Below are 25,195 nucleotides of genomic sequence, written 5' to 3' on the forward strand. Positions count from 1 at the left end.
TGGCGTTCTCAATCTCGCAGAGGGAAGAACTGCGCCGCTTCAGAGAGCGAGTGCAGCAAAGTGGTGTCCTGGGGCGATCCAATCCAGACGGCCAGTGCGCTGAAATTATCCTGCTGCCCCTGATCTGACTGATCGTTTTTGATGATTTGCTGCATCAGCGTCAGCCACTCTTCCGGCGTATTCACCATGTGCAGTGACTGCTGCATCTGCTCCAGCGTCACGCCGTGCCAGAAACCATCGGTGCAGAGCAGAAAGGCATCGCCATCCTCAATCCCGACCACGTCGCTGTAGCTGGCGTCGCGCTGCTCATCACCCATTCCCAGTGCAAAATAGAGCAGATTGCTGTTGATGCCTTCGGTACGATGTCCGGCATCTTTCATCTGCTGTACCAGGCTGTGGTCAGTGGTGACCAGATAGAGATAGCCGCGGCGGAACAGATAAAGGCGACTGTCACCGGCATGGGCCCAGCAGGCAAGATGGTAGTCGCGGTCGATGAACAGGCTGACCAGCGTGGTGCCCATCCGGCTGTGCTCGCTGCTGGCTTTCTGCTGCTGCCGGATAGCGTGATTCGCGTGATTGACGTAGTTGCGAATCGACTGCGCATTGAGATGCGCATCCCCATCAAACGCTTCCAGCAGGCTGCTGCGGGCGATGGCGGCCGCCCTGTCGCCGCCGGGAAACCCGGCCACACCGTCGCACACCACAAAGCAGGCGGAGCGCTTACCGATGACATCACCGATCTGATCCTGATTACTGGCGCGATCGCCCTGGTTCGACGTCGAGGCAATAGTGATATTCATGCGTCATCCGTGTGGGTTTGTGAGTCTTTGTACTGATTAACTTCCAGGTCATAGGCGTGCAGAAACGCTTCGCCAAACAGGGTGTGGAAATCGTCTTCGATCTCGCCCGCTGTCTCGCCGTAGCGCTCAACAAAATGCTCCCACAGCGCCGCTTTACGGCTACCCGGCAGGCCGATACGGGAAACCGACCCCGCCTGACGCGCCTCCTCTTCCAGCTGCTCGGGATTAAACGATTGCAGCATCGAGGCGATGATGGCGCGGATACCGGCGATCATGCCCAGCTGGTGCGCCTGCAAATCGATCAGCGCATCCCGCACCGCCTGACGCGGTGGCATAAAGCCCGGCATCCGGCTGCCGAACATCTGCATCAGGACGGTTTTGCCCGACGGCAGCAGCTTGAACGGGTTGTTGGCGTCATCGAGGATCACCGTCATGTCGGCCTTAACGCCACGCTTGAGGATCGAGCGCGACGAGAGCAGCGCGACCGTACCCTGCGAGAACATACTGAGCATCTGACCAAACTGCAGCATCTGCTCACGGTCAAACTGCGGCGTCGGCTGCAGATCACGCAGGCCCATCCCTTCCAGCAGCGCGTCCAGCAGTTCGCCTTTCAGGGCCTCGCCGCTGCTCTGGCTGGAGGTGGAGGGCTGCACGGCGGCGGCATGCTGGTGACCCGAGGCAACCGGATCAATGCGCAGCCGCCCTTTTGGCGTCGGAGAAGGAGTACGCTGCACCGCCTGCGGTGTCGGCAGCGTAATGCCGCCGTAGTCGTTTTGCGGATTCACGGCGTCTGTCTGTCCAGACTCCGCCTCATCTGCCAGCAGCGTCTGGCGCGGAGCGTCGCCGTGAGGCGGGCTGTAGGCCTGATCGTCAATCTGTGATTCATCGCCGCTGAACAGCGGAGAGTGATTCATTTCGTTCAGGCTGACGGAGGCCTGCTCAGGTGAGCGTGCGGCAACCGGCTCAGGCCTTGCCTCTTGCTGAGGCGGCACATGCAGCGTCGCCGGTTTCGCTGGCTCCGGCTGCGCCAGCGGCACCGCGTTCCCCATCATCAGTCCTAATGGATCATCATGGTTGCGCACGTCCGCACTGTTCTCGCCGTCGAACAGGCTCAGTGGATCCAGTTCAGCGGCAGGCGTTTCAGCCTGCGGTGGCGTAGTGTTCTGCTGAGCCGCCAGCGTGCTTGGCGTGCGGTCGTCAAAAATGCTCTGCTGTGCGAACAGCGCATCGCCGCCGTCAAACAGGCTGCTGTTTTTGGGCTGCTGACCATAATCCAGCGGCGCATCGTTGATCAGCTGTGCCAGCGGATCTTCCGGATTGCGGTCTGGCATGGCGGGCGCGGTCAGCGGATGGGCATCCGGCATCTCCGGCACCGCTTTGCGTTTAGAGAGATCGTCAGAAATCGAAAACTCTTTCGCCAGGCTGTCCCAGATTTCGCTGGGGATGGCGGCGGTGGTGCTCGCTTTTTCCGCTGCCGGTTCGCGAGCAGGCGCTGTGGGCTGGACCGGCTCCGGACGCGAAACCGCCCTTTCAGCCTGCGGCAGCTGCGCACTGTTGAGATCGCTGACCAGCAGCTGATAATCATCAATGCCCAGTATGTCCCCATCCTGCAGCTCAACCTGACGACCGCGTTCCAGCGGAATCTCGTTGAGCAGCACGCGCGTCACATTGCCACGGTTAGTCAGGCGACATTCACCGTTCGCAGTGATGTGCACAATGGCCTGCAGCCGGGAGAGCGTTCGGTCGTCATCCGGCAGCACCAGATTGTTATCCACGCCGCGACCAATGGTGCCGCCGGGCGGGAAGAAATCACAATGAGTTTGCGGCGGCTGTTGGCCGGGTTTAGTCGTTATTATCGTAAAGCGCATAACGGATTCCTGCGGTTAGCGGTTCGGCATCTATACCGCATACCTCTCGGGGAAAGGCGCGGGGTATAGGGAGCGGTGAGTTTTTAATAGTGGGGTTGGGTTTTTATATTATCGCTGGGCTGACTTACCTATTTAAACAGAGCGGTTAGGCAGCTTTTTTAAATAAGATTATTGCGAAAAAAATTAATCCCAATGAACGATGGGATAAGAATAAAAATAGACTCGAATTTAGCTTCCATACAAATCAACAGTGCGTAATCCGCAGGAATATAATTAACAAAATATTACTTACCTGAATTTAATAAACGCGATTACAGCGTAATGCAGGGAGTTATTTTATAATTAATGTCGTGCCCATTCTGTAAAGACTGAGCACGACAACGTAATCAGTAAGGCAGTTGCTTCAGAATAGCAGTACGCTCTTTGTCGATGCGGATAACACAGAGGCTGGTGGCAACCGCATTCGCATTGCTGCCTTCTTCAGCGGCAAAGGCTTCCAGTTTGCACTGACCGTCACGATACCTGAGCCAGCTGCGCTGCGTATCCACCAGCGTGGCGACATAGTCATCAGCCAGTTTTTTCTGCGTGCCGTACATCTGTACAATGCGTTTTTTAGCTGTCTGGTACGCTTTGTTCAGGTCATCTTCCGCCAGCTTCTTCTGCTGAACAGTACACTGAAACAATGCACCGTCTGATGGCTGTTTTGCACAGGTATCTTCAGCGAATGCTGAAGCGCTTATGCAAAGAGAGACAGCGATCAAAGCCACTTCATGTAGTCTTTTCATACTTTTTTCAGCCGTTTTAATACAAACCAAATTTTTATCAACCCCGACTTTATCGGGGCTGATAAATAATTTTAAGAAATCATATAACGCTTAATTTTTTCACGGCATGCAAATTTCAACACTGTCAACAGTACTTTCACTATCAATGATAAGGTAGTAACTTAAGTTTTTTAATTCTTTGCTCATTAAGTTCTGAAGTGCACATATTGACGTTAGCGTTACTTAAATCACTTCCCTTATCTGCAGCATAAGATGCCAGCTTACAGTCATTCTCTCGATATTTCAGCCAGGCTCGCTGAGCTTCAGTCAACGTATCCATATATTGACTTAACTCTTTATCATCACCTTTAAAAAGTGTTTCAACTCTTCCTTTAGCAAGTTTATATTCTTTATTTAAATCAAGCTCAGTTTCATTTCTGTTTTTTTGGGCACAGGAATAAACTTCCTGAACATTATTACCTTGTGAGCAGTCCGTTGTTGCATAAGCAGGCTGCACCGCAAAAAAACCAGCTGCTAACATCGAGATAAATAACAACTTTTTCATACATCTCCCATTTCATTTCCGGCTTCGAAGATAACGAGCACGATTACGGCCTTTCTCATACTGTTGAAGAAAGCTTGAACTATCAATAAAATCAGCCAGCTTGTCAATATCATTATACATAGCGGCTTGCATGTTAAGTTTAAAACCAGCTCCCTGATAAACCAAATCCACCACGATATCTTTTATCGCCGGTTTTAATTCATCCCAACTCGTTCTTTCAGCTTTCTCCGCAGTCGCTGATAAATAAACCGATCTGGCCCGACTTACATATATAGGATAGATAGTTTCAAAAAGCCTGGCCTGCGATTCACGCGTAATTACACCGCACTCTATTTTGTTTCTTCTTACCCATAATTGCGCTGAAGTTTCTTTTTTAGTAGCACCTAAAGATAGCGCTCTTGCCTGCTGTTCTTCAACTCCAACCCGAATAAGATCCAGATAGACTTCATCTGAACTTCTTCCTCCCATATCATAACCCCGGCCAATGGTTACGCCTGACTTACCACCAGGCCAGTGTATATGCCGGCTAAAAAAAGGACTATGGGGATTATCATTACCTTCGGCATCGAAGGTAACCTGTCCGGCACTCACAGTAAGGCGACCAGAATTATTATTAATATTTTCTGATGGCGTAGACGGAGGGTTTATTGTATTGCTACCTGAAGGATTAGAAAGCGTATTCCACGTCTTGCCATGGATATCGACAACACCATCCGGGCGAGACATAAAACGGGATTGAAACTGCTTAATCGCCTCAATGGTTTTGGGTCCCATGCGGCCATCGGCACGGAGTTGTGGATATCCATTGCGCTGTAACAACTGTTGTACTGTTTTCACGTCGCCGTACTGATTACGGCCACCGACACCAACCGAGCCAGAAATACTCATTTACTCTCTCCGCACAATAATGTTGATTCAGAGAATCCGTGTAAACCGGCTGGAGAATGCGCATGACGACGCGTGCTTCTCTGGCCAGGAGAGATACGCCTCCTGTACGGAGGCGTATCGCTTCTTACGCTTCTTTGTTGCCTTTGATATCCCAGCCAGCGCTGGTTTCTGCGCCTTTACCACCGGAAGAACTCTGCTCCCAGTACTGCTGTTTCACTTTAGAAGCCTGGAAGGCATAAGTTACGCCCAGGGTGTCGTCGTGTTCAGAACCCACAAACTGAACGTTAGTCACCAGCACATCTTCCAGCGTGATGCGGGTGTATTCGATTTGGGTGCCACCCGCTTTGCAAACTGACACTTCGACTTTCGCGACGTGCTTACCGCTGGCGCAGTTTTTCAGCAGTGCAGTGACCGCCTTATCGATTTTGGCGTTGATGTGCAGGTCGTTGAAATTAACTTTACCCGCACCGCCACCGCCACCCACGCTCATATTGCCTGGCTGACTGGCACCCCAGGAAAAGGAGTCAATATCGATCCATCCAGTGTGGTTTGAATCTTTAGATTCGCCGGTAATGCCGTCTACCTTCAGATACATATCAATAGCCATTATCTTTCACTCTTTATTGGTTGAGATTATTGCTTTCAAAAAAGCAAGGATATGGCAAAAAGAAAAGCATGGGGCTGAATAAAACAGTCCATATTTTACCTTTGCCTTTCTTCTGAAATATCGTCATAAACCATATTTCAGATAGTGCGTTGCCGGGCACCAGGCCGGGCAATGTATTTATTGGATTCTCATAATGAGAAATTGAGGTTCTGACCCGTTATTCAGGAAGCAGACAAGCACTCAATAAATTTCCTTAGCTTACCCGCCGCCCAGTAAAAACTTAACGATACAGTGACTGAAAGAGTAATCAGAATGCCGTTAGTTATTTTCCTGATCATCGTGACATTCCAGTCACAGAAGAAAATGAAATAACCTGCGCAGGTGGATAAAATCAGGGCTGAAATAAAAACCAGTAAATAACGTAGTAAATGCAGAACTAATTTTTTAACCATCCTGTCATCCTCCCTGACGTTCATCTCAGCAACCTTTCTGTGAGACATCAGGCGCAAAACCCTTTCGCGCCTGATACCACTGCAACTCAGCCCTTACGCATTATCATTTTTCAGTGACGGCAGCTTAGAGACCAGACGCAGCGAAACGGTCAGCCCTTCCAGCTGATAGTGCGGACGCAGGAAGAACTTCGCGGCGTAATAGCCTGGGTTATCTTCCTGCTCTTCCACATTCACCTCGGCAGCCGCCAGCGGCTTGCGTGACTTGGTCTCCTGCGAGGAGTTAGCCGGATCGCCATCGACGTAGTTCATCACCCAGTCGTTCAGCCAGCGTTCCATTTCATCACGCTCACGGAAGGAGCCGATCTTGTCACGCACGATGCACTTCAGGTAATGCGCGAAGCGGCAGCAGGCGAACAGATAAGGCAGACGCGCGGCCAGACGGGCATTGGCGGTGGCATCGGCATCGTGATATTCCGTCGGCTTCTGCAGTGACTGCGCGCCAATAAAGGCAGCGAAGTCAGAGTTTTTGCGATGCACCAGCGGCATAAAGCCGTTTTTCGCCAGTTCGGCTTCTCGACGATCGCTGATGGCGATTTCGGTCGGACATTTCATATCCACGCCGCCGTCGTCGCTCGGGAAGGTGTGACACGGCAGATTTTCCACTGCCCCGCCCGACTCCACGCCGCGAATGGCCGTGCACCAGCCATACTCTTTAAAGGAGCGGTTGATGTTGGCGGCCATGGCGTAGGCGGCATTGCTCCAGGTGTAGTTGCCGTGATCGGAACCGTCGGTCTGCTCTTCGAAATCGAAGCTGTCGACCGGGTTAGTGCGAATACCATAAGGCAGACGCGCCAGGAAACGCGGCATCACCAGACCCAGATAGCGTGCATCTTCCGATTCACGCAGGCTGCGCCAGGCAGCATATTCGGTGTTCTGGAAAATCTTGGTCAGATCGCGCGGATTCGCCAGCTCCTGCCAGGATTCCATCTGCATCACTTCCGGCGCGGTGCCGGTGATAAACGGACAGTGGGCGGCCGAACCGATGCGCGCCATCTCACCCAGCAGCTCAACATCCTGCGGGCTGTGGTCAAAGTAGTAGTCGCCTACCAGACAGCCAAACGGCTCGCCGCCGAACTGGCCATACTCCTGCTCATAGATCTTCTTGAACAGCGGACTTTGATCCCAGCCCGCGCCCTTGTAGCGCTTCAGGGTGCGGCCCAGCTCCTGCTTGGAGATGCTCATAAAGCGGATTTTCAGCATCTCGTCCGTTTCGGTGTTGTTCACCAGATAGCTCAGGCCGCGCCAGGCGCTTTCCAGCGACTGAAACTCCGGATGGTGAATAATCTGGTTCACCTGCTGTGACAGCTTTTCGTCGATCTCCGCGATCAGCGCCTGAATGGTGCGATAGGCGTCGCTGGAGACGGTGACGGTGTTCTCCAGCGCCTGCTGCGCCAGGGTTTTCACCGCGCTTTCGACGGCGGCGCGTGCCTGGTCGCTTTTCGGCCGGAACTCTTTGTTCAGCAGCGCGCTGAACTCATCCTGGCTGAAACTGGCCGCGCCCTGCGACTGGGGGTGTTGTGAAGTCTGCGTCATGCCTGCGGCTCCTTACCTTCAGTGGCCTCATCCTGCTTAGGCAGATGGGTCAGAGCCTGCAGCAGCGTTGGGTCCTGCAGCACCTTACCAATCAGCTCTTCAGCGCCGTTTTTGCCGTCCATATAGGTCAGCAGGTTTGCCAGCTGGGTACGCGCTTCCAGCAGCTTGCTCAGCGGCTCGACGTTGCGGGCCACGGCATCCGGCGAGAAGTCATCCATGCTGTCGAAGGTAAGATCGATGTTCAGCTTGCCTTCACCATTCAGGGTGTTGTCTACCTGGAACGCGGCGCGTGGCTTCAGCGCTTTCATGCGCTCATCGAAGTTATCGATGTCGATTTCAAGGAATTTGCGGTCGTCGATGCCCGGCTGCGGCTCCAGCGGTTTACCCACCAGATCCGCCAGCACGCCCATCACAAACGGCAGCTGAATTTTGCGTTCCGCGCCATAAATTTCCACGTCATATTCAATCTGAACGCGAGGCGCGCGATTGCGGGCAATGAACTTCTGCCCACTGGATTTGCTTGTTGCCATGGTTTTCTCCATCAATGATGCGCGGATAATGTGCCACAGCAGGCGCGCAGGTCCCGCTGTGTGAGTGGGTCACGCCTGCTTAGTCGCGACGTCCGAAAATGGTTTCCAGCTGATGCACGCCATCGGGTGCCAGTTCGCGGATGATCTCCAGGAAGTCGCGCTCGATTAAGCGCTGCACCCGGTCGATCATCAGCGGGGCCGGATGACTCGGCTCATGCTGAGTGAAGTAGAGCTTCACCTTCTCCAGCATCAGCTGGGCATCGGCGCGGGAACCGATCTGCACCGTACGCCAGTCCGCGGCCGCGCGCGACGCCGTGGCGACTGCCGCCGGGGCCGCCGCTTCTGCGGGTTGTTCCGCCGCTGCGGTGGGAATCAGCTGGCTGATGTCGGTGGCCTGGCAGCGTTCGGCGATCAGCGCAATCTGTCTGCGCAGCAGGGCCAGTTCCGGCACCGCCGCGTCGCCCAGCCGTTCGGCCACGGTTTCGCAGATGGTCTGCAGCCGCTCATGAATCTGCAACACGGCCTCAATGCCGGGCTGGTCGCCGCGCGCCAGTTCGTCGATCAGACGCGGCAGGCCGCCAGGGTAGTCCGCCACTTCGGTTTTGCTGCCGTCGCACAGGGCAGCGGCATCGCGCAGCGAGATACCGTCGGACGGATAGCGCAGCAGCCAGCACTGACGCACTGCGCCACTGAGTTCAGTCTTGTCACCCAGCAGCGCCAGAGCATTGATACGGTAGAAGGGATCCTGTTCGCCATACTCTTCCAGTCGCGGCCACAGCGGTTCCCAGTAGAGCAGCAGCGCCTGTTCAATCAGCTTCAGCCCCTGGGCATAGCCAGGCAGCCCTTTCAGCTCCGTCCAGGCATGGGTCAGCGCCAGCATCACCCGCAAATCTTTGCTGCGGGCCAGCAGCGCTATCGCCAGCTTCTCGACTTTGTTCCAGTCGGCGGGTTCTGCCGGAATGATGGTGTTGCCGAACTGCTGTTCCGCTTTACCGGCACTGGCCTGCTCCATCGCCTGAAAATCGGCGTCGTACTCCAGGTTATCGCCGCCGGGATTGTCATCACTGACCGGAGCCAGTAAAGCCTCTGTATTCATCGTCATGCGTGTCGCCTCAGGATTCAAACATCGGGGGATAAAGTCCGTTTCGTCCCGGCTTTGCCCCACCGGCCGGATCAAACAGCAAGGAAAAGAGCTGCGCGGTGAAGTTACCGCTGTGAACCTGGGTATAAAGCGGGAACCCATCGCTCTGATTGGTCCACCAGAAACTGGTATAGAACTGCGGGTCGAAATTCTCGCCCGGCAGCGTCCAGTTCAGCGTTGAAGGCGTGTCGCCATGGCCGATAACGTTAAGAATATCTGACGGCTCGCCCGTCTCCTGCGGCGGTTGCGGCTGTGGAATGCTGATCAGCGCCTGATCCAGCTGCTCCGGCGATCCGCCGCCCTGTACCACCCGCAGCAGCGTATTGCCCACCTGCTGATACCACTCGCCGGAGCGTGCCAGCAGGGCCGGCGACCACTCGGTGGGGGTAAAGTGACGCAGCGCGCAGAGCGGGTAGTTACGTCCCACGCTGTCCCGAGCCGCAATCAGGCAGCCCATCTGGATCAGCTGACTGCCCAGCATCGGCGGCACCACAAAATTCCAGACCGGCGCGTTGAGGAACGGGCGCGACGGCGCGTTATCCCCCTCCTGACTGCTCTGCCAGTGATGCAGGCCCACCTGGAACCAGCTGGACCATTGGCGATAGAGGACATCAGGAAAGCGGCGCTTCACAAAGTCACCGGCGCTGGGCAATTTGCCGTACCAGCAGGGTGCAGCGTAATGAGTCATTGTCGGGTCCTGTTTCAGGGGCAGCTAAAGCCGGGAAGCTGGAACGGGTTACGAATGCTGCCAGGGGTGAACGACAGCGTGACCTGATGCCCCTCCACGCTGAATGTGGCTTCGCGGGTCAGGCCGCCGGCCGCCGTAACACGGGCGCGATCGAAGAAGCGATTGAGTGCCCAGGGCCCACTGGTGACCAGCGTTGAGGTAGTGCCGTTGGTCAGGCCCAGCTGCATCCGCACCTGGCTGGTGCCGCCCGGACCGGGCCAGCTGACCATCTGCACCGCCTGTGGCCCGTGGCTGTAACGCAATTGCTGTCCATCCACATCCAGCGTCAGGTTAAGAATGTCGTTGTCCATTTTTACGGTGCGCAGCGTGACGCGGAAACCTGGCGTGGTGGCGCCGTTGGCAAAGAACGCATCACGAATCGACTGCGCCTGCTGGAAAGGACGCAGAAGTGCTTCGCCACCCGGCAGGGTTTTACCGTCAATACCCGGCGTAAAGCGCCATGAGGCGTTGGTGGTGTCGACTTTGCTGGCCAGATTGTCGCGGAAGAAGCTGTCCATCATGCCGCTGCCGGGAGCAAACATCCGCGCCAGATCGTCGGGTGTCACCTCACTGCGCGCGGAACGCACCAGCGGATAACGTCCGGCGATCGCCTGACGACAGAAACTGCCGACTTCCATGGTGATGCGTTTACGGACGTTATCCATGTCGCGGCGCTGCGCATCGCTGCTGGCCCCGACCGCCATGCTGGAGACCATATTCTGCAGCGAACCGGGCAGACGTCCGGCGCTGGCCTGCAAACGGCTAATCGCATCGCTGGCCGGTGGCGGCATTCCGCTGTTGGCGGCATCCTGCACCGCCGTGAGGTAGCGATAGAGATCGTCAATCTGGTGCAGGAAGTCGTCCACCGCCAGCACCTTACTGCCCTGCTGTAACGGCTGGGCCAGCTCAAGCACTGGCGAAAAATGCACCGCAACCGCCTGCTCCGGTGACGCCTGCGCTGCCGCCTGCCCACGCGCCGCAGCCGCTTCGGGCGAGGTAAACAGCGCTTCAAGGGTGCGGGTGGCGCTGTTATCCGACGGCTTCGCCGCCTGCGCGGTTTTCTCATCGGGCTGCGCCCGGTTCAGCGTCAGCAGGTTACTGAGGTTGATTACCAGCTGGCGCAGCGGCGAGTGGTTGCCCGACAGCAAGCGCGCAGTGTTGATACGTTGCGCAAGATCGGCACTGCTGTTGAGCTGAATATCGCTCAGGAACTGCTCCCACTGCCGGATGTAGTCCTGCACATAGAGCTGGCGCACCGCAAGATCGGTCTGCTCACTTTTCTGCTGCGGCGCAGCGCCGTCCAGCACCCAGAGATCGTCCTGATAAAGCGCCTGCGTCACCGGACCAATCTGCTTGTCCACATGCTGCCAGTAGCCGTCCGGCGTATAGAGCCCCGCTACGCCATCATTCACCGATTTACCGCTTTTACGGGAAAAAACCAGCTCGCTCTGGGGACCGCCCAGCGCTGCCAGCGTCACCGGCTGCAGGCTGTCATCACGTTGCAGCAGGCGCTTCAGCCGTCCGTAGACGCGCTGTGACAGCGGCATCTGATTAATCAGCGCCTGCTCGCGCTTTACCAGCGCGTCATCCTTCGCATACGGCGACGAGTGAATCTGCGTCTCCAGCAGCTGTTGCAGATGCCACGCCAGCTGTTTTACCTGCTGCTGCGTCACGTTCTGCGGCAGCTCGCGCGACAGGTTAAGCATCAGCCACGCCTGCAAAAACTTGCCGTCGTAGTGCTTCGGCTGGTAGAGCATCTGATATGCCTTCAGCGCTTCATAGCTGTAGTCAGCGTCACTGCCATTGTCATTGCGCAGCCAGCGGGTGATGTTCTGCGCCACCTGCGGCAACAGCAGCTGCTTCAGCGCTTTATCGTAGAGCGCACGCGTCGCATCGCTGACCTCGGTACCACGATAAAGGCCCATACGGCGCGTCAGCGGCGGCGATTCCAGCGAGAAGTCGGCGCTTTCCGGCAGGTGTAACAGGGTGTTGAGATAAGGAACCAGCGCAAAGAGATCGCCGTTGACCTGCTTCTGAAGCTGGTCGCCGAGTTGCTCCACCTGCGGCGCTTTAGCGGCCATCTCCTGCAGATAGGCTTTGTTCTTGCTGTAGCTGGTGAGCCACAGACCGCCCGCGACCAGTAACAGCAATAGCAGCGCCAGATAGCCTGACCAGAGTCCGGCGCGGTTGCGCAGCTCCCACCAGCGGTTGCTGCCTGCCAGACCTGACTCCTGGAAAATCACATTCTCCAGCACGCCTTTCAGGAAGAAGCTCTGTCCTTTGTTCTGCGGAATCGGGGCGTCCTTATCGACCTGATCCCAGCTGCCCGATTCGCCCGCCTGCTGGCCAGGCAGATTCAGGGCACGGTTCAGTTCACCCATTACCCGATCAAACGGCAGACCTTCCTGGGTGCCGCTGGCAAAGTAGATGCCGCGTGGCGCGAACTGGGTTTCAAAATCGGAGCGGGCGAACAACGTGTCGAGCGCGTCGGCCAGCAACGGACGCAGCGCAGCGAACTCCTGCGGGAAGAGATAACTTTCTGCCCGCGCCTGCGCGTCGCTCTCCGTCAGCAGCCGATCGGCCAGTCCGGCATCGAGCCGCTGTTGCAGCAGGGAATACTCCTGCTGGAACTGGCTGTTCAGCTCGAAATCGGCGGCGGACGCTTTCGCCCACGGGAAGGTGAATCCCCAGATCTGTTCACGCTGCGCTTTGTCCAGCGAGGCGAAGTAGCTGCGGAAGCCTTTGAGCAGGTCCGCTTTGGTGACCAGCACATAGACCGGGAAACGGATGCCGAGACGATCGTGCAGCTCCATCAGGCGCTGACGCAGCGCCAGCGCCTGGTTGCGCAGCGCCTCAGGTGACTGACTCAGCAGATCGGAAACGCTCAGGGTGACGATGACGCCGTTGATCGGCTGACGTCCGCGATATTTACGCAGCAGGTCGAGGAAATGGTGCCATTCGCTGGCATCCCGCTCCTGCTGACTCTCCTGGGTGCTGTAGCGCCCGGCGGTATCGAGCAGCACCGCGTCGTTGGTGAACCACCAGTCGCAGTTGCGGGTACCGCCAATGCCGCGCAGCGCTGACTTGCCAAACTTATCCGCCAGCGGAAACTGCAGGCCCGAGTTGACCAGCGCCGTCGTTTTACCGGCACCAGGTGCGCCGATAATCATGTACCACGGCAGCTGATAGAGATACTGACGGCCAAAGCGCTGCGCCCAGAACGGCGTGCCTTTGCTGCTGTGGCGCTGGAAGTGCGCTTTTCTCAGCATCTCAGTCGCTTCGGAAAAACGCCCTGCCAGCACCTGCTCTTCACTGGTCAGACGCTGACGATCGGCTTCCGGTGCATCGCTTTTGCCGGTTTCAAGACTCGACATCAGCTTGCGGTTAAGCCAGTAGTTGTAGAGCCGCGGGATCGCCTGCCCCAGGCCCCAGACCAGATAGAGCAGCGCGATACTGATCATGCGGTTCTGCTCTGGCTCAAGCGGCCGCGAATCAACGATAGAGAAGACCGGGCCAATCACCCAGATAATAAATGAGAGCGCGGTGATGCCGACAAAGCCCCACGCAAGGCGGCTGGTCAGCACCGCAAACAGAATATTCAGCATGGATCAGTTCCCTCTCGCCAGGCCGTTGAGTTCGGCATGCGTCGCATCCGGCGCAACCAGTAACGTGATTTCAACACGACGGTTACGCGCGCGATTCTCTGCGCTGGTGTTCGGCACCAGCGGATTGCTTTCACCGCGCCCTTCCGCTTTCACCCGTGACGGCTGCGCCAGCTGCTGTTGCAGCAGAGTCTGAACCGAACGGGCGCGCGCCAGCGACAGTTCAAAGTTGGAGGCGAAGCGCGCGCTGCGGATCGGCACGTTATCGCTGTAACCAATCACCTGAATCTGGCCGCTGACGTTGTTCATGGCCGCCGCGATGCGCTGGATCACGTCAATGTAGCCGCCGCGCACCTCGGTCGCCGCCGAAGCAAACAGCCCATCCCCTTTCAGCGTCACCACGCTGCGGTCCGCTTCATCACGCACCGCCACCAGCCCGGCATCAATTTCCGGCTTCAGGAAGGCCCGCAGGTTGAGCGTGGCAGGCGGAGGCGGTGCCGGGTTGCCGATCTTCACTTCCGGCAGCGCCGTCTGATAGATGCGGGCCAGTACCGGCGAGGTGTAATCGCCCAGACGCCAGTTGAGCACGATATAGAACAGACAGGCCGCCAGCCCGGCCACGGCGGCGCACGCCCACAGCGGGATCATTGGTCGCCACAGCTTGCGCAGCACCGGCTGATCGGTGGGATGCGGTGACAGCGCCGCGGCGTAACTGCCGCGCACGCTTTTAATCATCTGCAGCAGGCGCTGTTTGATGGTCTCCAGCTGCGAGCGGCCATTGTCCAGCACCCGATAGCGTCCTTCGAACCCCAGCAGCAGGCAGAAGTAGATCAGCTCCAGCATCAGAATGTGACGTCTGGGGTTCTGCGACAGCTTCGCCAGCAGCTGGAAAAACTTCTCGCCGCCCCAGGTTTCGTTGTGAAAGGTGACCAGCAGACCATTGCTGGTCCAGACGCCGCGACTGCCCCAAGGCGTCAGCGCCGCCGCCTCATCCAGCGCGGTACAGAGACAGTAGCGCGCGCCGATGATCACTTCGTAGCCGAGGCCAGACTGCTGGCAGCTCAGCTCGAAGCGGCGGATCTGGTCGATCAGCTGCTGACGCAGTTGCGCCGGGTCTTCATGCGACACCGAATGGCGGATCTGTGGAATCGCGTTAATCAGGGGGTTGGCCGCCGCAACCAGCACATTCTGGTGGCTGGCATCCGGCGCAAGATCGCTGTGTGAATGTTGTTGTTCCTGCATCATGCTGCGTGCTCAGTTTATTATTCTGACTGACTGCGGATGGCCCAGAACTCCATGTTCAGGCCCGGAAACTCACCGGCAAGATGCAGCGCAAAAGCGCCCGAGCGCTCCATCTCTTTCCATAGCTCGCTGTTCTTATCCAGTTCGAAATAGCTGTATCCGGCATGCCACGGGATCTGCGGCGGCGCGCCGGGCATCGCCCGAAGTGCGAGACCCGGCAGCTGAAGCTGCACCAGATCGCGGATTTTGCTGACCGGTGCGACTTTCATCTGTGCCGGGAAATGGGTTTTCAGGGTGTCGGCCGGCACGCTGGCTTTCACCGCCAGCACAAAGCCGAACTCATGCACCATGCTGCTCTCCGGCACGGTGGCGACGTTCAGGCCGTGCGAACGCTGCGTCAGCGGCAGCTGAATGGCGCTCTCCTCCATCACCTGCGATAGCCCCTGACGCAGCAGCAGCGACAGACGGCTGAAGCAGTTGTGCAGGTCGTCATGATCGTAAAGCGGCAGTCCTTCCGGCGCGCGCGCGGGCGTCCAGGTGCTGAGCTCGGCGGCCAGTTGCAGCCAGTGGCTGTAGAGGGTTTCAGGATGCAGCAGCGGCAGATGTTGCAGATGGCTGTGCAGGCCAAGCTGACGATTGAGCAGCGCCAGCAGCATAAAATCGACCATATCGGCGCTGTTGAAGCGGCCGGTTCCGGGTGCACGCTGACTCAGCTGCTGGCTGCGCTGCTGGATCAGCCCGTGCAGGTCATTAAACATGTTTTGCAGCGGACGGCTGCTATTCAGGGTCAGCATCGGCGGGATGTAATCGCTGTCGAGCCGGATGTGGTTGTCGCTGCGTTTTTCAATCACCTGCGCAACGCCCATTGCGGTCCACTCGGCGGTCAGATCCTGCTCCAGCATCAGCCGCAGGCGCAGCTTGCCGAACTGTACCGTCGCGCTGCCCACGGCCTGTGCGTTGTCATCTTCCACGTCCGCTTCCCAGGCCAGATAGCGCGCCAGAGAATCCTGCGACTCCTGGAAGGCGACGGCTTCGCGACCGTTGCGCCGGGTCGGTATTGCCAGCACCACTTTGCTGCGATCAACAGTGGCCGGCAGATCAAGCGGTGCCGGGCCATGCTGTGGCTGGCTGAAGGCGAAAAACGTGCCGTCTGGCAGACAACCGCTGGCCGCGCTCAGCGCCAGTTTGCCCTGACGCAACAGCGCTTCATCAAACTCAAGATCGTAAAAGCCCCAGGTGTAGACACGCTGTGACTGACCCCATTCACGCAGGGTGCTGAGAAGATAATTTTCTGACTGCTGGAAATGGTGAGGACGCAGAAACATCCCCTCGGTCCAGACGACCTTTTCGGCTCTGTTCATCGGCATCACTGTTTTTCCACGCGAAGGCCATTCATTCCCGCCACGATGCGCGCATTCAGCTCGCTATCGTCTCGTTTCCAGAATGCCCAGAATGAGGGCGACTCCCCTTCGGGAACCGGCAGCGACAGTCGCCACACCTTGCCATCCAGCGCCTGATATTCCGCCATGATGCCGATAAAGCGCGCCTCAGGCAGGCTCTTAATCCGCAGCGTTTTGCTGCGCTGCTCTGGCGTCAGGAAGAATTGCTGGGTGTTAAGCTGCGCACTGCCCAGCACCGTTGCAGACTGGTTTTGCAGGGAGTAAAAGTCTGCTGACATGAACTCCGCATCGGAGCTCAGTAACACCACACGGACCTTCAGCGGCGCACCGCCGTTAAGCTGATTCTGCCCCTGAACGTCCAGGTTGTAGTAAGCCACCGGCGGCGTACTGCTGCCGCTGCAGGCCGTCAGCAGCCACATCAGCAGCACGATCAACCCACCGCGCAGTTGTGTTGTTCTCATCATCAAGCCCTCCCTGCTCAGTGCGATTAGTTAATGATCCAGGTTCCGTTAGTGCTGTTCTGACAGGCGGTGCTGTCACCGTTAACCGCGACGCAGGTTTTTTTCTTGCTGCTGCTGCGCACGCGGCGTTTCGGCTGATCGGCTTTAACGGTCTGATCGTAGAGTGCGCTTTTCACTACGGCGCGGAATGGCACATAGCCTGTCAGCTGGACGGTTGCCTGCGGCGCGGCAGGCTGAGCGGCATCTTTCACGGCAGTGGTGGCGCTGTCCGGCTTAGCTTCTGCTGCGGCCTGTGCGGGTTCACCCAGCGCCAGCCAGTTGTTCTCGACCTGACCAATCACGGTGTAGCTTTCGCCGGTTTTCAGCGTCTCTACCACCTTGCCGCCGTAACCTGGCTGGCTCATCACCGAGCCGGGATAGAGGGCGCGATAGGTTTCATTGACCGGACTGAATTGCGCTGGCGGTTTTACGGCATAACGGTGACTGATCGCCACACCGTCCACCGTGCTGGTAACCAGGGTGTCATCGGTCATTTTTGGCGGGGTTTTACAACCGGCGACTGAAAAAACAAACATCAGGCCTAACGCAACGCGGAGCTTCACCATTTTTTTCATGTTGTGTTCCATTCATACCTTGGAGAGTGGCCAGAGGCCGGGTGTCAGTAATGAAAATCGAGATGTCATCTTCACAGGAAGCCGCTTAGTGCCAGATTAAAAAACAATCCTTAAACAAAAAGCGCTTAAGCGTCTTGCTGCGAAAGGTTAACCGATCAGCAAAAGTTAAGTATAAAAAAGCAACATCGGGGACGTAAACGGGAAAAGGGAGGAATCTGACCTGGTAAACAACGATCAGAAACATGATCAATTTTTTCCCGGCAAATTTAAGAAGGTGGGGTAAACCCAAGCTTTCCTTATGCCATCCCTGGTCGAAAAACCGTCGAATTGAATTAAGCCAGTAGCAGTGAGTTAATTACCCGGCAGTAAAAAATGACGCGTTATGCCCGATAAATTCTCATTATATTCTTTTAATTTCAATACTTTATAACTTTAACGAAATTTCATAGCTACCGCACGAGTCAGGTAGATCCTGCCCGTGAGTCTGAAATTACAATCCATGTGTAAATATTAGCTGCGAGTTTACAGAAGATTGACAAAATTTCAACGGCCCACTTTCAGAAGAATTTAGTTAAGCAAAGTTTAACTAATTAAGTTAATACAAATAAGGGTTAGTTTTAAGCACGCGGTTAGGACTAATCTTAACAACATACGAAAGTATGAAGTTTTATTGCACATAAATAAGTTTTTTCTGAGACTGGCATTAAAATCACTCATGTTTTAAATGGTTCTGATTTAAGCCAAATCAAAAGACGTTCATGTTGTTCAGGCAGCCAGACTCAGCGTTTTGCGTCAGTCGGCTGCGCGGCAAATGCCTGATTATCAGATGATTAAGCAGCTATGCGCCTGGCATGGCGCAGACAGAGAATGGATGGCGATTTAAACGCAATAAGCGAAGCGTTAACCAGGTCATGCCCGCTTTAAGAGCAGACTGATTAATTATGCTTTACCGGCTCGCTTAGTGAGCAGCTCACAGCCCCGACAGAGCATAAAAAAACCACGCCGTAGCGTGGTTTAGCGAGAGAGCGTGCCGCATTACTCCGGCACGATTGAGGCTATCAGAAGAAGCCCAGCGGTTCGATGCTGTAGCTGACCAGCAGGTTTTTCGTCTGCTGATAGTGATCGAGCATCATTTTGTGGGTTTCACGGCCAATGCCCGACTTCTTGTAGCCGCCAAAGGCAGCGTGCGCCGGATAGAGGTGATAACAGTTCGTCCAGACGCGCCCCGCTTTGATCGCCCTGCCCACCCGATAGGCACGGTTGATATCACGGGTCCAGACGCCGGCACCCAGGCCATAAATCGAGTCGTTGGCGATACTGATCGCTTCCGCTTCATCTTTAAAGGTGGTGATGCCGATCACCGGGCCAAAGATCTCCTCCTGGAAAACCCGCATGCTGTTGTTGCCTTTCAGCAGGGTTGGCTGGATGTAGTAGCCGCTGTTGAGTGAGTCATCCAGCTTCTCTACGCCGCCGCCCACCAGCACTTCGGCCCCCTCCTGCCGCGCCACTTCGAGATAAGAGAGAATTTTATCGAACTGTTGCTGCGACGCCTGCGCGCCTACCATGGTCTCGGTGTCCAGCGGGTCGCCGCGTTTGATGGTTTTTACCCGCTTCATTACGGCTGCCATAAACGGCTCGTAGATCGACTCCTGCACCAGCGCACGCGATGGACAGGTGCAGACTTCACCCTGATTCAGGAAGCCCAGTACCACGCCTTCGGCCGCTTTCTCAATAAAGCTCTCCTCCGCCTGCATGATGTCTTCAAAGAAGATGTTCGGTGACTTGCCGCCCAGCTCGACCGTCGAGGGGATCAGGCTTTTGGCTGCCAGCTCCAGAATGTGCCCGCCAGTAGCGGTGGAGCCGGTAAAGGCGACCTTGGCGATACCGGGATGGGACGCCAGCGCTTCCCCCGCCTCTTTACCAAAGCCGTGCACCACGTTCAGCACACCCGGCGGCAGCAGATCTTTAATCAGATCGACAAAGATGGTGATCGACAGCGGCGTCTGTTCAGCCGGTTTAAGCACCACGCAGTTCCCTGCTCCCAGCGCCGGAGCCAGTTTCCAGGCTGCCATCAACAGCGGGAAGTTCCAGGGGATAATCTGCGCCACCACGCCCAGCGGCTCATGGAAATGGTAGGCGGCGGTGAACTCATCAATCTCTGCCGCGCTGCCCTCCTGCGCCCGGACACAACCGGCAAAGTAGCGAAAGTGGTCGACCGCCAGCGGCATATCGGCCGCCAGCGTTTCGCGCACCGGTTTACCGTTATCCCAGGTTTCATAGACCGCCATGGTCTCCAGATGCTGTTCCAGCCGATCGGCAATTTTCAGTAGCAGCAGTGAGCGTTGTTGTGGCGAGGTCTTGCCCCAGGCATCCGCTGCAGCAGCAGCAGCGGCCACCGCGTTATCCACATCAGTAGCATCTGAGCGCGGGAACTCACCGGCCGCAGAGCCGTTTACCGGCGAGGTATTAGTAAAGTAGTTACCCTTCACTGGCGCGACGAATTCACCATTAATGAAGTTGCCATAATTCTTCTGTAGCGTAATCAGAGAACCTTGTTCTCCGGGGGCAGCGTAACGCATGATCATTCTCCTGACAGGTGACTGACGTAACAATGATTAAACTTATTATTAACATGAAGGAACATTGTGAGCCTGTCAGGTCTGTTAACCGGAAACTGTGACCGCCCCGAAGGAATAGGCGTTTACGCTGCGCTTAGAGAAAATTCCGACTTTTTCCCGAAAACGTAGTCAGAGAGAAACTTGTGCGGCACAAAGGGGGTCAACCTGAGGATGAATTCATTCTGGAGATAAGCATGCTGGCTTCAGCTTTTACCCAGATGCGCGCTAAAGCCAATTTCGTGCATCAGTTTATCCGCAATCCGCGCAAGATGGGCAGCATTACCCCCTCGTCAGAGGCGTTGTGCCGGACGATGATTACATCGGTGAAATGGCCTGAAGCGTCGCGCATCGCGGAACTTGGTGCGGGCGATGGCGTACTGACCCGGCAGATACTGGCACAGATGGCGCCCGACGCCACCCTGGATGCCTTTGAAATCAGCACTTCGCTGGCAGGCAAGCTAACCGCGCTGGAGGATCCGCGCATGACCGTGCGCACCTGTTCTGCGGAGTATCTGAACGGCAACTATGACGTGATCTTCTCCGGCCTGCCGTTGTTATCCTTACCGCCCGAACTGCGTGAAGCCATTCTGCGGGCGGTCTATAACGCCCTCGGCCCGGACGGCGTTTTTATACAGTTTCAGTACACCTCGCTGACCCAGCCTGACCTGTCGCGGTACTTCACCTGGGAGCGCCAGCGGGTGCTGAAAAATGTACCACCCGCCTGGGTTTACCGCTGCACGCGTCACTACGCGCCCTGAGCACGCCCTACTGCCGGGCGCGTCTGTTGCCAGAAGGTCACCAGCAACTCACGCGCCCAGTCTTTCCCTTCAATCTCGTTGGCCCCATCCTCTGTGCAGCCCGGCGGCGTACAGACACTCATGATGTGCCGTGAAAATTCGGGATGAAACTGTACCGAGAGCGCCTGCGGTGAATAACGCACAATCTGACAGCCATCGCGCGCAGAAGCGGCCAGTACCTGCGCCCCGGACGGCGCGCTGACGACCGACTGACGATGCGACAGCCAGACGCTGAAGTCGGCGGGTAGCGTCTGCAGCAGCGGATCGCGCTGTGTCTGATCTGAGCAGCGAATGGGTAACAGACCGCGCTCCCAGCCGTTGGGATTGTCTGCCACTTCACCGCCCAGCGCATACGCCATCAGCTGATGGCCGTAGCACACACCGAGCAGCGGCAGACCATGATCAATCGCCGCTCTGATCCAGGCGGCGCTGCGTTCACTCCAGTCGGCGTGATCGGTGACCATTGCCCAGGAACCGCTGAGGATTGCGCCGGAAATCGTGTCAAAATCGGGTAACGCTTCGCCCAGATGAGGCCGCACAATCAGGTACTCATCGGGTTGGAGATTCAGTGCATCAATAAACCAGCGCGGCTGTTCACCAATCTCTGAAACGACGTTTGCGGGTGGGACTTCAAGCTGAATTAACGCAAGGGGTAAGGCGGACGAATAGGTCATACCGAATCGGTTCCTTTAAGAAGTCATTTCGAATCAGTCTGCCAGCATCGCATCCGAAAGTCTCATCGGGCTGCACCGCCATCGCAGAAAATTTCTCACTGCGATTGGCTGGAGTACCGCAGTTCGTGCCATCATTAGCGGGCTAAGCAAAAATCATCAAAAGGATATTATCGTGGCTGTGCGGCATTTTTTTCTGATTCTGATGGTGGTTTCTATCTGGGCCTTCAACAACGTGGCGGTGAAATGGGGGCTGCTGGAACTGCCGCCGCTGTTTCTGACCTTTATGCGCTTTGTAGTCGTCGCCATCGTGCTGGTACCGTTCTGCCGCATTAACCGTCAGCAGTTGCCCTGGCTTTTGCTGCTGGCTTTCACCTTCGGTTTTATGCACTTCTCGCTGCTGTTTGTCGGCCTGCGCTACACCGATGCCGGCACGGGCGCGATTGTAGTGCAGCTGGGCACACCGATTGCAATGTTGCTGGCAATGGTGGTACTGAAAGAGAAGCTGAAGCTGGTGCAGCTGCTGGGCATTATGATTTCGCTGAGCGGCGTGGTGGTGCTATCAGGCAGTCCGACGATTCCCTCGTGGTGGGTGCTCTGTCTGCTGTTGTGCAGCGCCACCGGCTGGGCCGTCAGTAACCTGATAGTGAAAAAGTCACCGCCGATTAAACCGCTGACCATGACCGGCTGGATTGCGTTTCTGGCGATTCCCATCGTCGGCGGCTCCAGTCTGGTGATGGAATCCCATCAGCTTTATGCACTGCAGCATGCGGGCTGGCGCGGCTGGTTCGCCATTCTCTACAGCGCCATCGCCTCGTCGATTGTGGCCTATACGCTGTGGTATATGCTGCTGAAGAAATATAACGTCAATCTGATCATGCCCTATTCGCTGCTGACGCCGGTTTTATCGGTGGTGATGGGGATTGTCGTGCTGGGTGACAGCCTCAACAGCTTCAAGATTATCGGGGCCTCACTGGTGATCCTCGGCACGGCTATCGCGGTGCTCAACCTGCGAAACCTGCGGATGCATGCCCGCTTCCCGCGCCTGCGGCGACGTTGATCCTGCGTGCTATGCTTGAGAAATCACCCCTTTCAGGAAGCACAACATGGACTCACAGCTTGCCGCCTCTCTCTGGCAGCAGATGCAGCAGGGATTGCGGGGTCGCGACGACGCCTTGCCTCTTCCTGCCTTCATTGATCGCGCCACCTTCGCTTCTGCTTTTGCCGTCAGTGAACTGGCGGCCACCAGCATCGGTCTGGCAACGCAGGCCACCGCCGCACTGATCGCCGCCTCCTGCCCTGAATATCGCTCTCCGCCTGTCGCCGTCAATGTGCGCCTGGCGTCACGCTGGTTCCAGCAGAGTTTTATCCCGCTTAACCGTGCGGCACCTGCGATGTGGGACGCGTTTGCCGGTGACTATCGCAGCCGCGATGGCTGGATCCGCCTGCATACCAACGCCACACATCACCGGCTGGCGATGGAAAAGGTGCTGGGTACGCACGCCGATCGCGCGGCGCTGGCGCAGCAGGTGCAACAGTGGCAGGCCAGCGAACTGGAGCAGGCGATTATTGATGCCGGTGGCTGTGCCGCAGAAATGCGCAGCGCTGCCGCCTGGCAACGGCATCCGCAGGGCCAGGCCGTACAGCATGAATCGCTGTTTAGCTGGCAGACCACACAGCCTGCTCCTGCGCCGGATTGGCCGCTGGCCGAAGCGCGTCCGTTGCTGGGTATTAAAGTTCTGGATCTGACGCGGATTATCGCCGGGCCGGTCGCCACCCGTTTTCTGGCCAGTCTGGGCGCCAGCGTGCTGCGCATCGATCCGCCCGGCTGGCAGGAGCCGACGCTGGATGAGGAGATAAGCTGCGGCAAGCGTCGCGCGGTGCTCGACCTGACGCAGCCCGCCGATCGCGATCGGTTTATCCGCCTGCTGCGTGAAGCGGACGTGCTGGTGCATGGCTACCGGGCGGATGCGCTGGAACGCCTTGGATTTGATGCCCAGACGCTTCAGTCACTCTCGCCCGGTCTGGTTGATGCCGGTCTGAATGCATGGGGCTGGCAGGGTCCGTGGCGCAACCGCCGGGGTTTTGACAGTCTGGTGCAGATGGGATGCGGCATTGCTGAACGGGGCATGCAGTGGCAGCAGAGCGACAAACCGGTTCCGCTGCCGGTGCAGGCCCTGGATCATGCCACCGGTTATCTGCTGGCAGCCGCCGTGCTGGAAGGATTACGGCGACGCGTGACGCAAGGAGAGGGCAGCCAGGTGCGGCTGTCGCTGGCACGCACCGCGTGGCTGTTGCAGCAGCATCCCACCGGTGAGCACGCGGGTTCCGGCATTGTGCCGCAGGTTAAGGATAACCTGCCCTGTTACGAGTTAACGCAGTGGGGGTTTGGGGTAAGGCTCAGGGCAGCCGCCTGGCTGCCCGGTACTCCAGAGCTCTGCGCAACACCGGGTTGTACGCCGGGCACGCACCCGGCGACGTGGTGAATCAGGCGTCGGGCGTCTCTTCACTGCTCTCAAGCAGTTCGTTGTACATCGCCTGAATCGCCTCACGGCTCAGCATCGCGAGGGTGCGATAGAACGCGGTAGTCGCGTGTGCTTCCACTTTGCCCAGAAACGCACCGCACCACGGCAGCAGGTACTCTTCAAACAGCGCCAGCTGCGCTGCGCTCTCATCTTCCGCTGACTGATCTTCCAGCCAGGACGCGGCCAGCAGCAGCACGCCAAAATGGTCAGCAGGCGCATCGCTCAGCGGCATGCCGCGTGAGGTTAAGAACGCACGTACTTCCGGTTCCGTTTTGCCTTCCGGCCACTGTGAGGCGTAAGGCGGCACATTACAGTCGCTGCCCACAAACAGCGCGTTGTAATCGGCGGCCAGCGCCTGCGGATCGCTGTTCTGTTGCAGACGGGTCAGCAGCTCATCCTGCTCCAGCGGCCACTGCGACTGCAGTTTGCCTTCACGCAGCAGTGTAAACAACGGCACCAGCAGCGGGTCCTGCGGCTGACGATTAAACAGTGAGCCGATCACGCGGCACAGAATGGAAAACTCATTCATGAGTCAGATTTCCTTGAGGCAAAATAAATTAAAAGTCAGCCAGTTCAGCAATAGGTTTGCCGCTACGCATTTCCAGAAAGTCGAGCAGGCGACGCGGCGTGACATTTAACACCCGATCCTCAGGAAAATCCACTTCGCGGGCAATCCGCAGGCAGTGATCGAAATGGCCGAGCGTAAACGCGGTGTGGGAATCGGAGCCGAATGCCAGGCGTCCACCGGCATCGCGCACGGCGGCGGCGATAGCGCGGCAGTTAGGTTCGCTGCCCGGACGCGAATGGGTAAAGGAGGAGTTGTTCAGCTCCAGCGCCACGTCGTAGTGCGCTGCGGCCTCGGCAATCGCCGGAATATCGACCGGGAATTTCGGGTTGCCCGGATGGCTGATAATATGGACCAGTCCGCCCGCCATCGCGGCGATCATCGCGTCTGTGTGATGTTTCCGGTCGCGCGGCGCATAAACCGGCTCGTGAAAACCGGCGACGATTAAATCCAGCGCATCGAGCATCGGGCCGGAACAGTCGATTTCGCCCTGCTGATTTTTAATATTGGCTTCGATACCGCGCAGAATCCCTACGCCATCGATCACGCGCGGCCAGACGCGCATATTAATAAAGTGCCAGTAGTGCGGTGCGTCGGCCATATCGGGGCCGTGATCGGTAATGGCAAACAGTTTCAGGCCAGTTTGCTTCGCCTGGGTCACGTAGTCGTGCAGCGTGCTGTAAGCATGCGTGCTGGCGATGGTGTGCATATGCAGATCTACCGGATACATCCTCTTCTCCTGCTGAGTGCCCCTGACGGGGCCGG

The 25,195-nt window shown here is 57.1% G+C and carries 22 protein-coding genes; 3 read left to right on the forward strand and 19 right to left on the reverse strand.

Translation table 11 applies throughout. The annotated features are described in order from the left end of the window. Positions 1 to 8: 8 nt before the first annotated feature. The 16 genes from ACTJKZ_RS06640 to exaC form a co-directional block, all read right to left on the reverse strand. Positions 9 to 800 carry a PP2C family protein-serine/threonine phosphatase gene (locus ACTJKZ_RS06640; RefSeq protein ID WP_013357582.1) on the reverse strand — a complete coding sequence of 264 codons (792 nt, stop codon included), beginning with the start codon at positions 798 to 800 and terminating at the stop codon, positions 9 to 11. Continuing rightward, a complete protein-coding gene (gene tagH / locus ACTJKZ_RS06645; protein ID WP_440829395.1) occupies positions 797 to 2,668 on the reverse strand; it encodes a type VI secretion system-associated FHA domain protein TagH in 1,872 nt (623 codons plus the stop codon). Before tagH ends, ACTJKZ_RS06640 begins: the two co-directional genes overlap by 4 nt. Before the next feature lie 386 nt (positions 2,669 to 3,054). Beyond that, positions 3,055 to 3,453: a lysozyme inhibitor LprI family protein gene (locus ACTJKZ_RS06650; protein ID WP_222924157.1), complete on the reverse strand. Its 399-nt coding sequence runs from the start codon at positions 3,451 to 3,453 to the stop codon at positions 3,055 to 3,057. A 142-nt stretch (positions 3,454 to 3,595) separates the two neighbouring features. Further along, positions 3,596 to 3,997, reverse strand: a complete 402-nt coding sequence (locus ACTJKZ_RS06655; protein ID WP_222924158.1) for a lysozyme inhibitor LprI family protein — start codon at positions 3,995 to 3,997, stop codon at positions 3,596 to 3,598. 12 nt (positions 3,998 to 4,009) lie between these two features. Then, on the reverse strand, positions 4,010 to 4,885 hold the full coding sequence (locus ACTJKZ_RS06660; RefSeq protein WP_253421648.1) for a peptidoglycan-binding protein: 876 nt from the start codon (positions 4,883 to 4,885) through the stop codon (positions 4,010 to 4,012). Between the two features lie 124 nt (positions 4,886 to 5,009). Then, positions 5,010 to 5,492 (reverse strand): Hcp family type VI secretion system effector, encoded by a 483-nt coding sequence (locus ACTJKZ_RS06665; RefSeq protein WP_033779371.1) that lies wholly within the window; start codon positions 5,490 to 5,492, stop codon positions 5,010 to 5,012. A 545-nt stretch (positions 5,493 to 6,037) separates the two neighbouring features. After that, positions 6,038 to 7,537, reverse strand: coding sequence for a type VI secretion system contractile sheath large subunit (gene tssC, locus ACTJKZ_RS06670; protein ID WP_161736243.1), 1,500 nt, complete (start codon positions 7,535 to 7,537; stop codon positions 6,038 to 6,040). Beyond that, entirely contained in the window at positions 7,534 to 8,067 is a 534-nt protein-coding gene (gene tssB / locus ACTJKZ_RS06675; protein WP_013357574.1) for a type VI secretion system contractile sheath small subunit, read from the reverse strand. The genes tssC and tssB overlap by 4 nt, the downstream gene beginning before the upstream one ends. A 79-nt stretch (positions 8,068 to 8,146) precedes the next feature. Beyond that, positions 8,147 to 9,163, reverse strand: coding sequence for a type VI secretion system protein TssA (tssA, locus tag ACTJKZ_RS06680; protein WP_285088438.1), 1,017 nt, complete (start codon positions 9,161 to 9,163; stop codon positions 8,147 to 8,149). Between the two features lie 16 nt (positions 9,164 to 9,179). After that, positions 9,180 to 9,896 (reverse strand): type VI secretion system-associated protein TagF, encoded by a 717-nt coding sequence (gene tagF / locus ACTJKZ_RS06685; RefSeq protein WP_161736241.1) that lies wholly within the window; start codon positions 9,894 to 9,896, stop codon positions 9,180 to 9,182. A gap of 14 nt (positions 9,897 to 9,910) precedes the next feature. Next, positions 9,911 to 13,540: a type VI secretion system membrane subunit TssM gene (gene tssM / locus ACTJKZ_RS06690; protein WP_161736240.1), complete on the reverse strand. Its 3,630-nt coding sequence runs from the start codon at positions 13,538 to 13,540 to the stop codon at positions 9,911 to 9,913. A gap of 3 nt (positions 13,541 to 13,543) precedes the next feature. Next, the gene (locus ACTJKZ_RS06695; RefSeq protein WP_161736239.1) at positions 13,544 to 14,782 is read right to left on the reverse strand and encodes a DotU family type VI secretion system protein; all 1,239 of its coding nucleotides are present in this window, start codon (positions 14,780 to 14,782) and stop codon (positions 13,544 to 13,546) included. A 17-nt stretch (positions 14,783 to 14,799) separates the two neighbouring features. Then, entirely contained in the window at positions 14,800 to 16,140 is a 1,341-nt protein-coding gene (gene tssK, locus ACTJKZ_RS06700; RefSeq protein ID WP_285088439.1) for a type VI secretion system baseplate subunit TssK, read from the reverse strand. A 5-nt stretch (positions 16,141 to 16,145) separates the two neighbouring features. Then, positions 16,146 to 16,643 carry a type VI secretion system lipoprotein TssJ gene (gene tssJ / locus ACTJKZ_RS06705; protein WP_161736238.1) on the reverse strand — a complete coding sequence of 166 codons (498 nt, stop codon included), beginning with the start codon at positions 16,641 to 16,643 and terminating at the stop codon, positions 16,146 to 16,148. A 23-nt stretch (positions 16,644 to 16,666) separates the two neighbouring features. Further along, positions 16,667 to 17,266, reverse strand: coding sequence for an SH3 domain-containing protein (locus ACTJKZ_RS06710; protein WP_161736237.1), 600 nt, complete (start codon positions 17,264 to 17,266; stop codon positions 16,667 to 16,669). Between the two features lie 1,046 nt (positions 17,267 to 18,312). Beyond that, on the reverse strand, positions 18,313 to 19,833 hold the full coding sequence (gene exaC / locus ACTJKZ_RS06715; protein WP_222924162.1) for an acetaldehyde dehydrogenase ExaC: 1,521 nt from the start codon (positions 19,831 to 19,833) through the stop codon (positions 18,313 to 18,315). Between the two features lie 233 nt (positions 19,834 to 20,066). Here exaC and ACTJKZ_RS06720 point away from each other — a divergent pair, with 233 nt between their 5' ends. Continuing rightward, positions 20,067 to 20,630 carry a class I SAM-dependent methyltransferase gene (locus ACTJKZ_RS06720; protein ID WP_161736059.1) on the forward strand — a complete coding sequence of 188 codons (564 nt, stop codon included), beginning with the start codon at positions 20,067 to 20,069 and terminating at the stop codon, positions 20,628 to 20,630. Here ACTJKZ_RS06720 and ACTJKZ_RS06725 read toward each other — a convergent pair. Next, positions 20,618 to 21,343 (reverse strand): glutamine amidotransferase, encoded by a 726-nt coding sequence (locus ACTJKZ_RS06725; RefSeq protein WP_161736060.1) that lies wholly within the window; start codon positions 21,341 to 21,343, stop codon positions 20,618 to 20,620. The two genes, ACTJKZ_RS06720 and ACTJKZ_RS06725, sit on opposite strands and share 13 nt — an antisense overlap. Positions 21,344 to 21,515: 172 nt before the next feature. On the opposite strand from ACTJKZ_RS06725, the gene ACTJKZ_RS06730 reads away from it, so the two are divergent. Both ACTJKZ_RS06730 and ACTJKZ_RS06735 read left to right on the forward strand, forming a co-directional pair. Next, positions 21,516 to 22,400, forward strand: a complete 885-nt coding sequence (locus ACTJKZ_RS06730; RefSeq protein WP_222924163.1) for a DMT family transporter — start codon at positions 21,516 to 21,518, stop codon at positions 22,398 to 22,400. A 46-nt stretch (positions 22,401 to 22,446) separates the two neighbouring features. Then, positions 22,447 to 23,826, forward strand: coding sequence for a CoA transferase (locus ACTJKZ_RS06735; protein ID WP_253421636.1), 1,380 nt, complete (start codon positions 22,447 to 22,449; stop codon positions 23,824 to 23,826). Position 23,827: 1 nt separating this feature from the next. On the opposite strand, the gene ACTJKZ_RS06740 is transcribed toward ACTJKZ_RS06735, so the two are convergent. Together ACTJKZ_RS06740 and ACTJKZ_RS06745 are read right to left on the reverse strand one after the other, a co-directional pair. Further along, positions 23,828 to 24,394, reverse strand: coding sequence for a TorD/DmsD family molecular chaperone (locus ACTJKZ_RS06740; RefSeq protein WP_161736063.1), 567 nt, complete (start codon positions 24,392 to 24,394; stop codon positions 23,828 to 23,830). A 28-nt stretch (positions 24,395 to 24,422) separates the two neighbouring features. Then, positions 24,423 to 25,160 carry a phosphatase gene (locus ACTJKZ_RS06745; RefSeq protein WP_161736064.1) on the reverse strand — a complete coding sequence of 246 codons (738 nt, stop codon included), beginning with the start codon at positions 25,158 to 25,160 and terminating at the stop codon, positions 24,423 to 24,425. Between the last annotated feature and the right edge of the window lie 35 nt (positions 25,161 to 25,195).

Source organism: Pantoea sp. 22096, assembly GCF_052045955.1.
Taxonomy (GTDB): Bacteria; Pseudomonadota; Gammaproteobacteria; order Enterobacterales; family Enterobacteriaceae; genus Pantoea; species Pantoea alfalfae.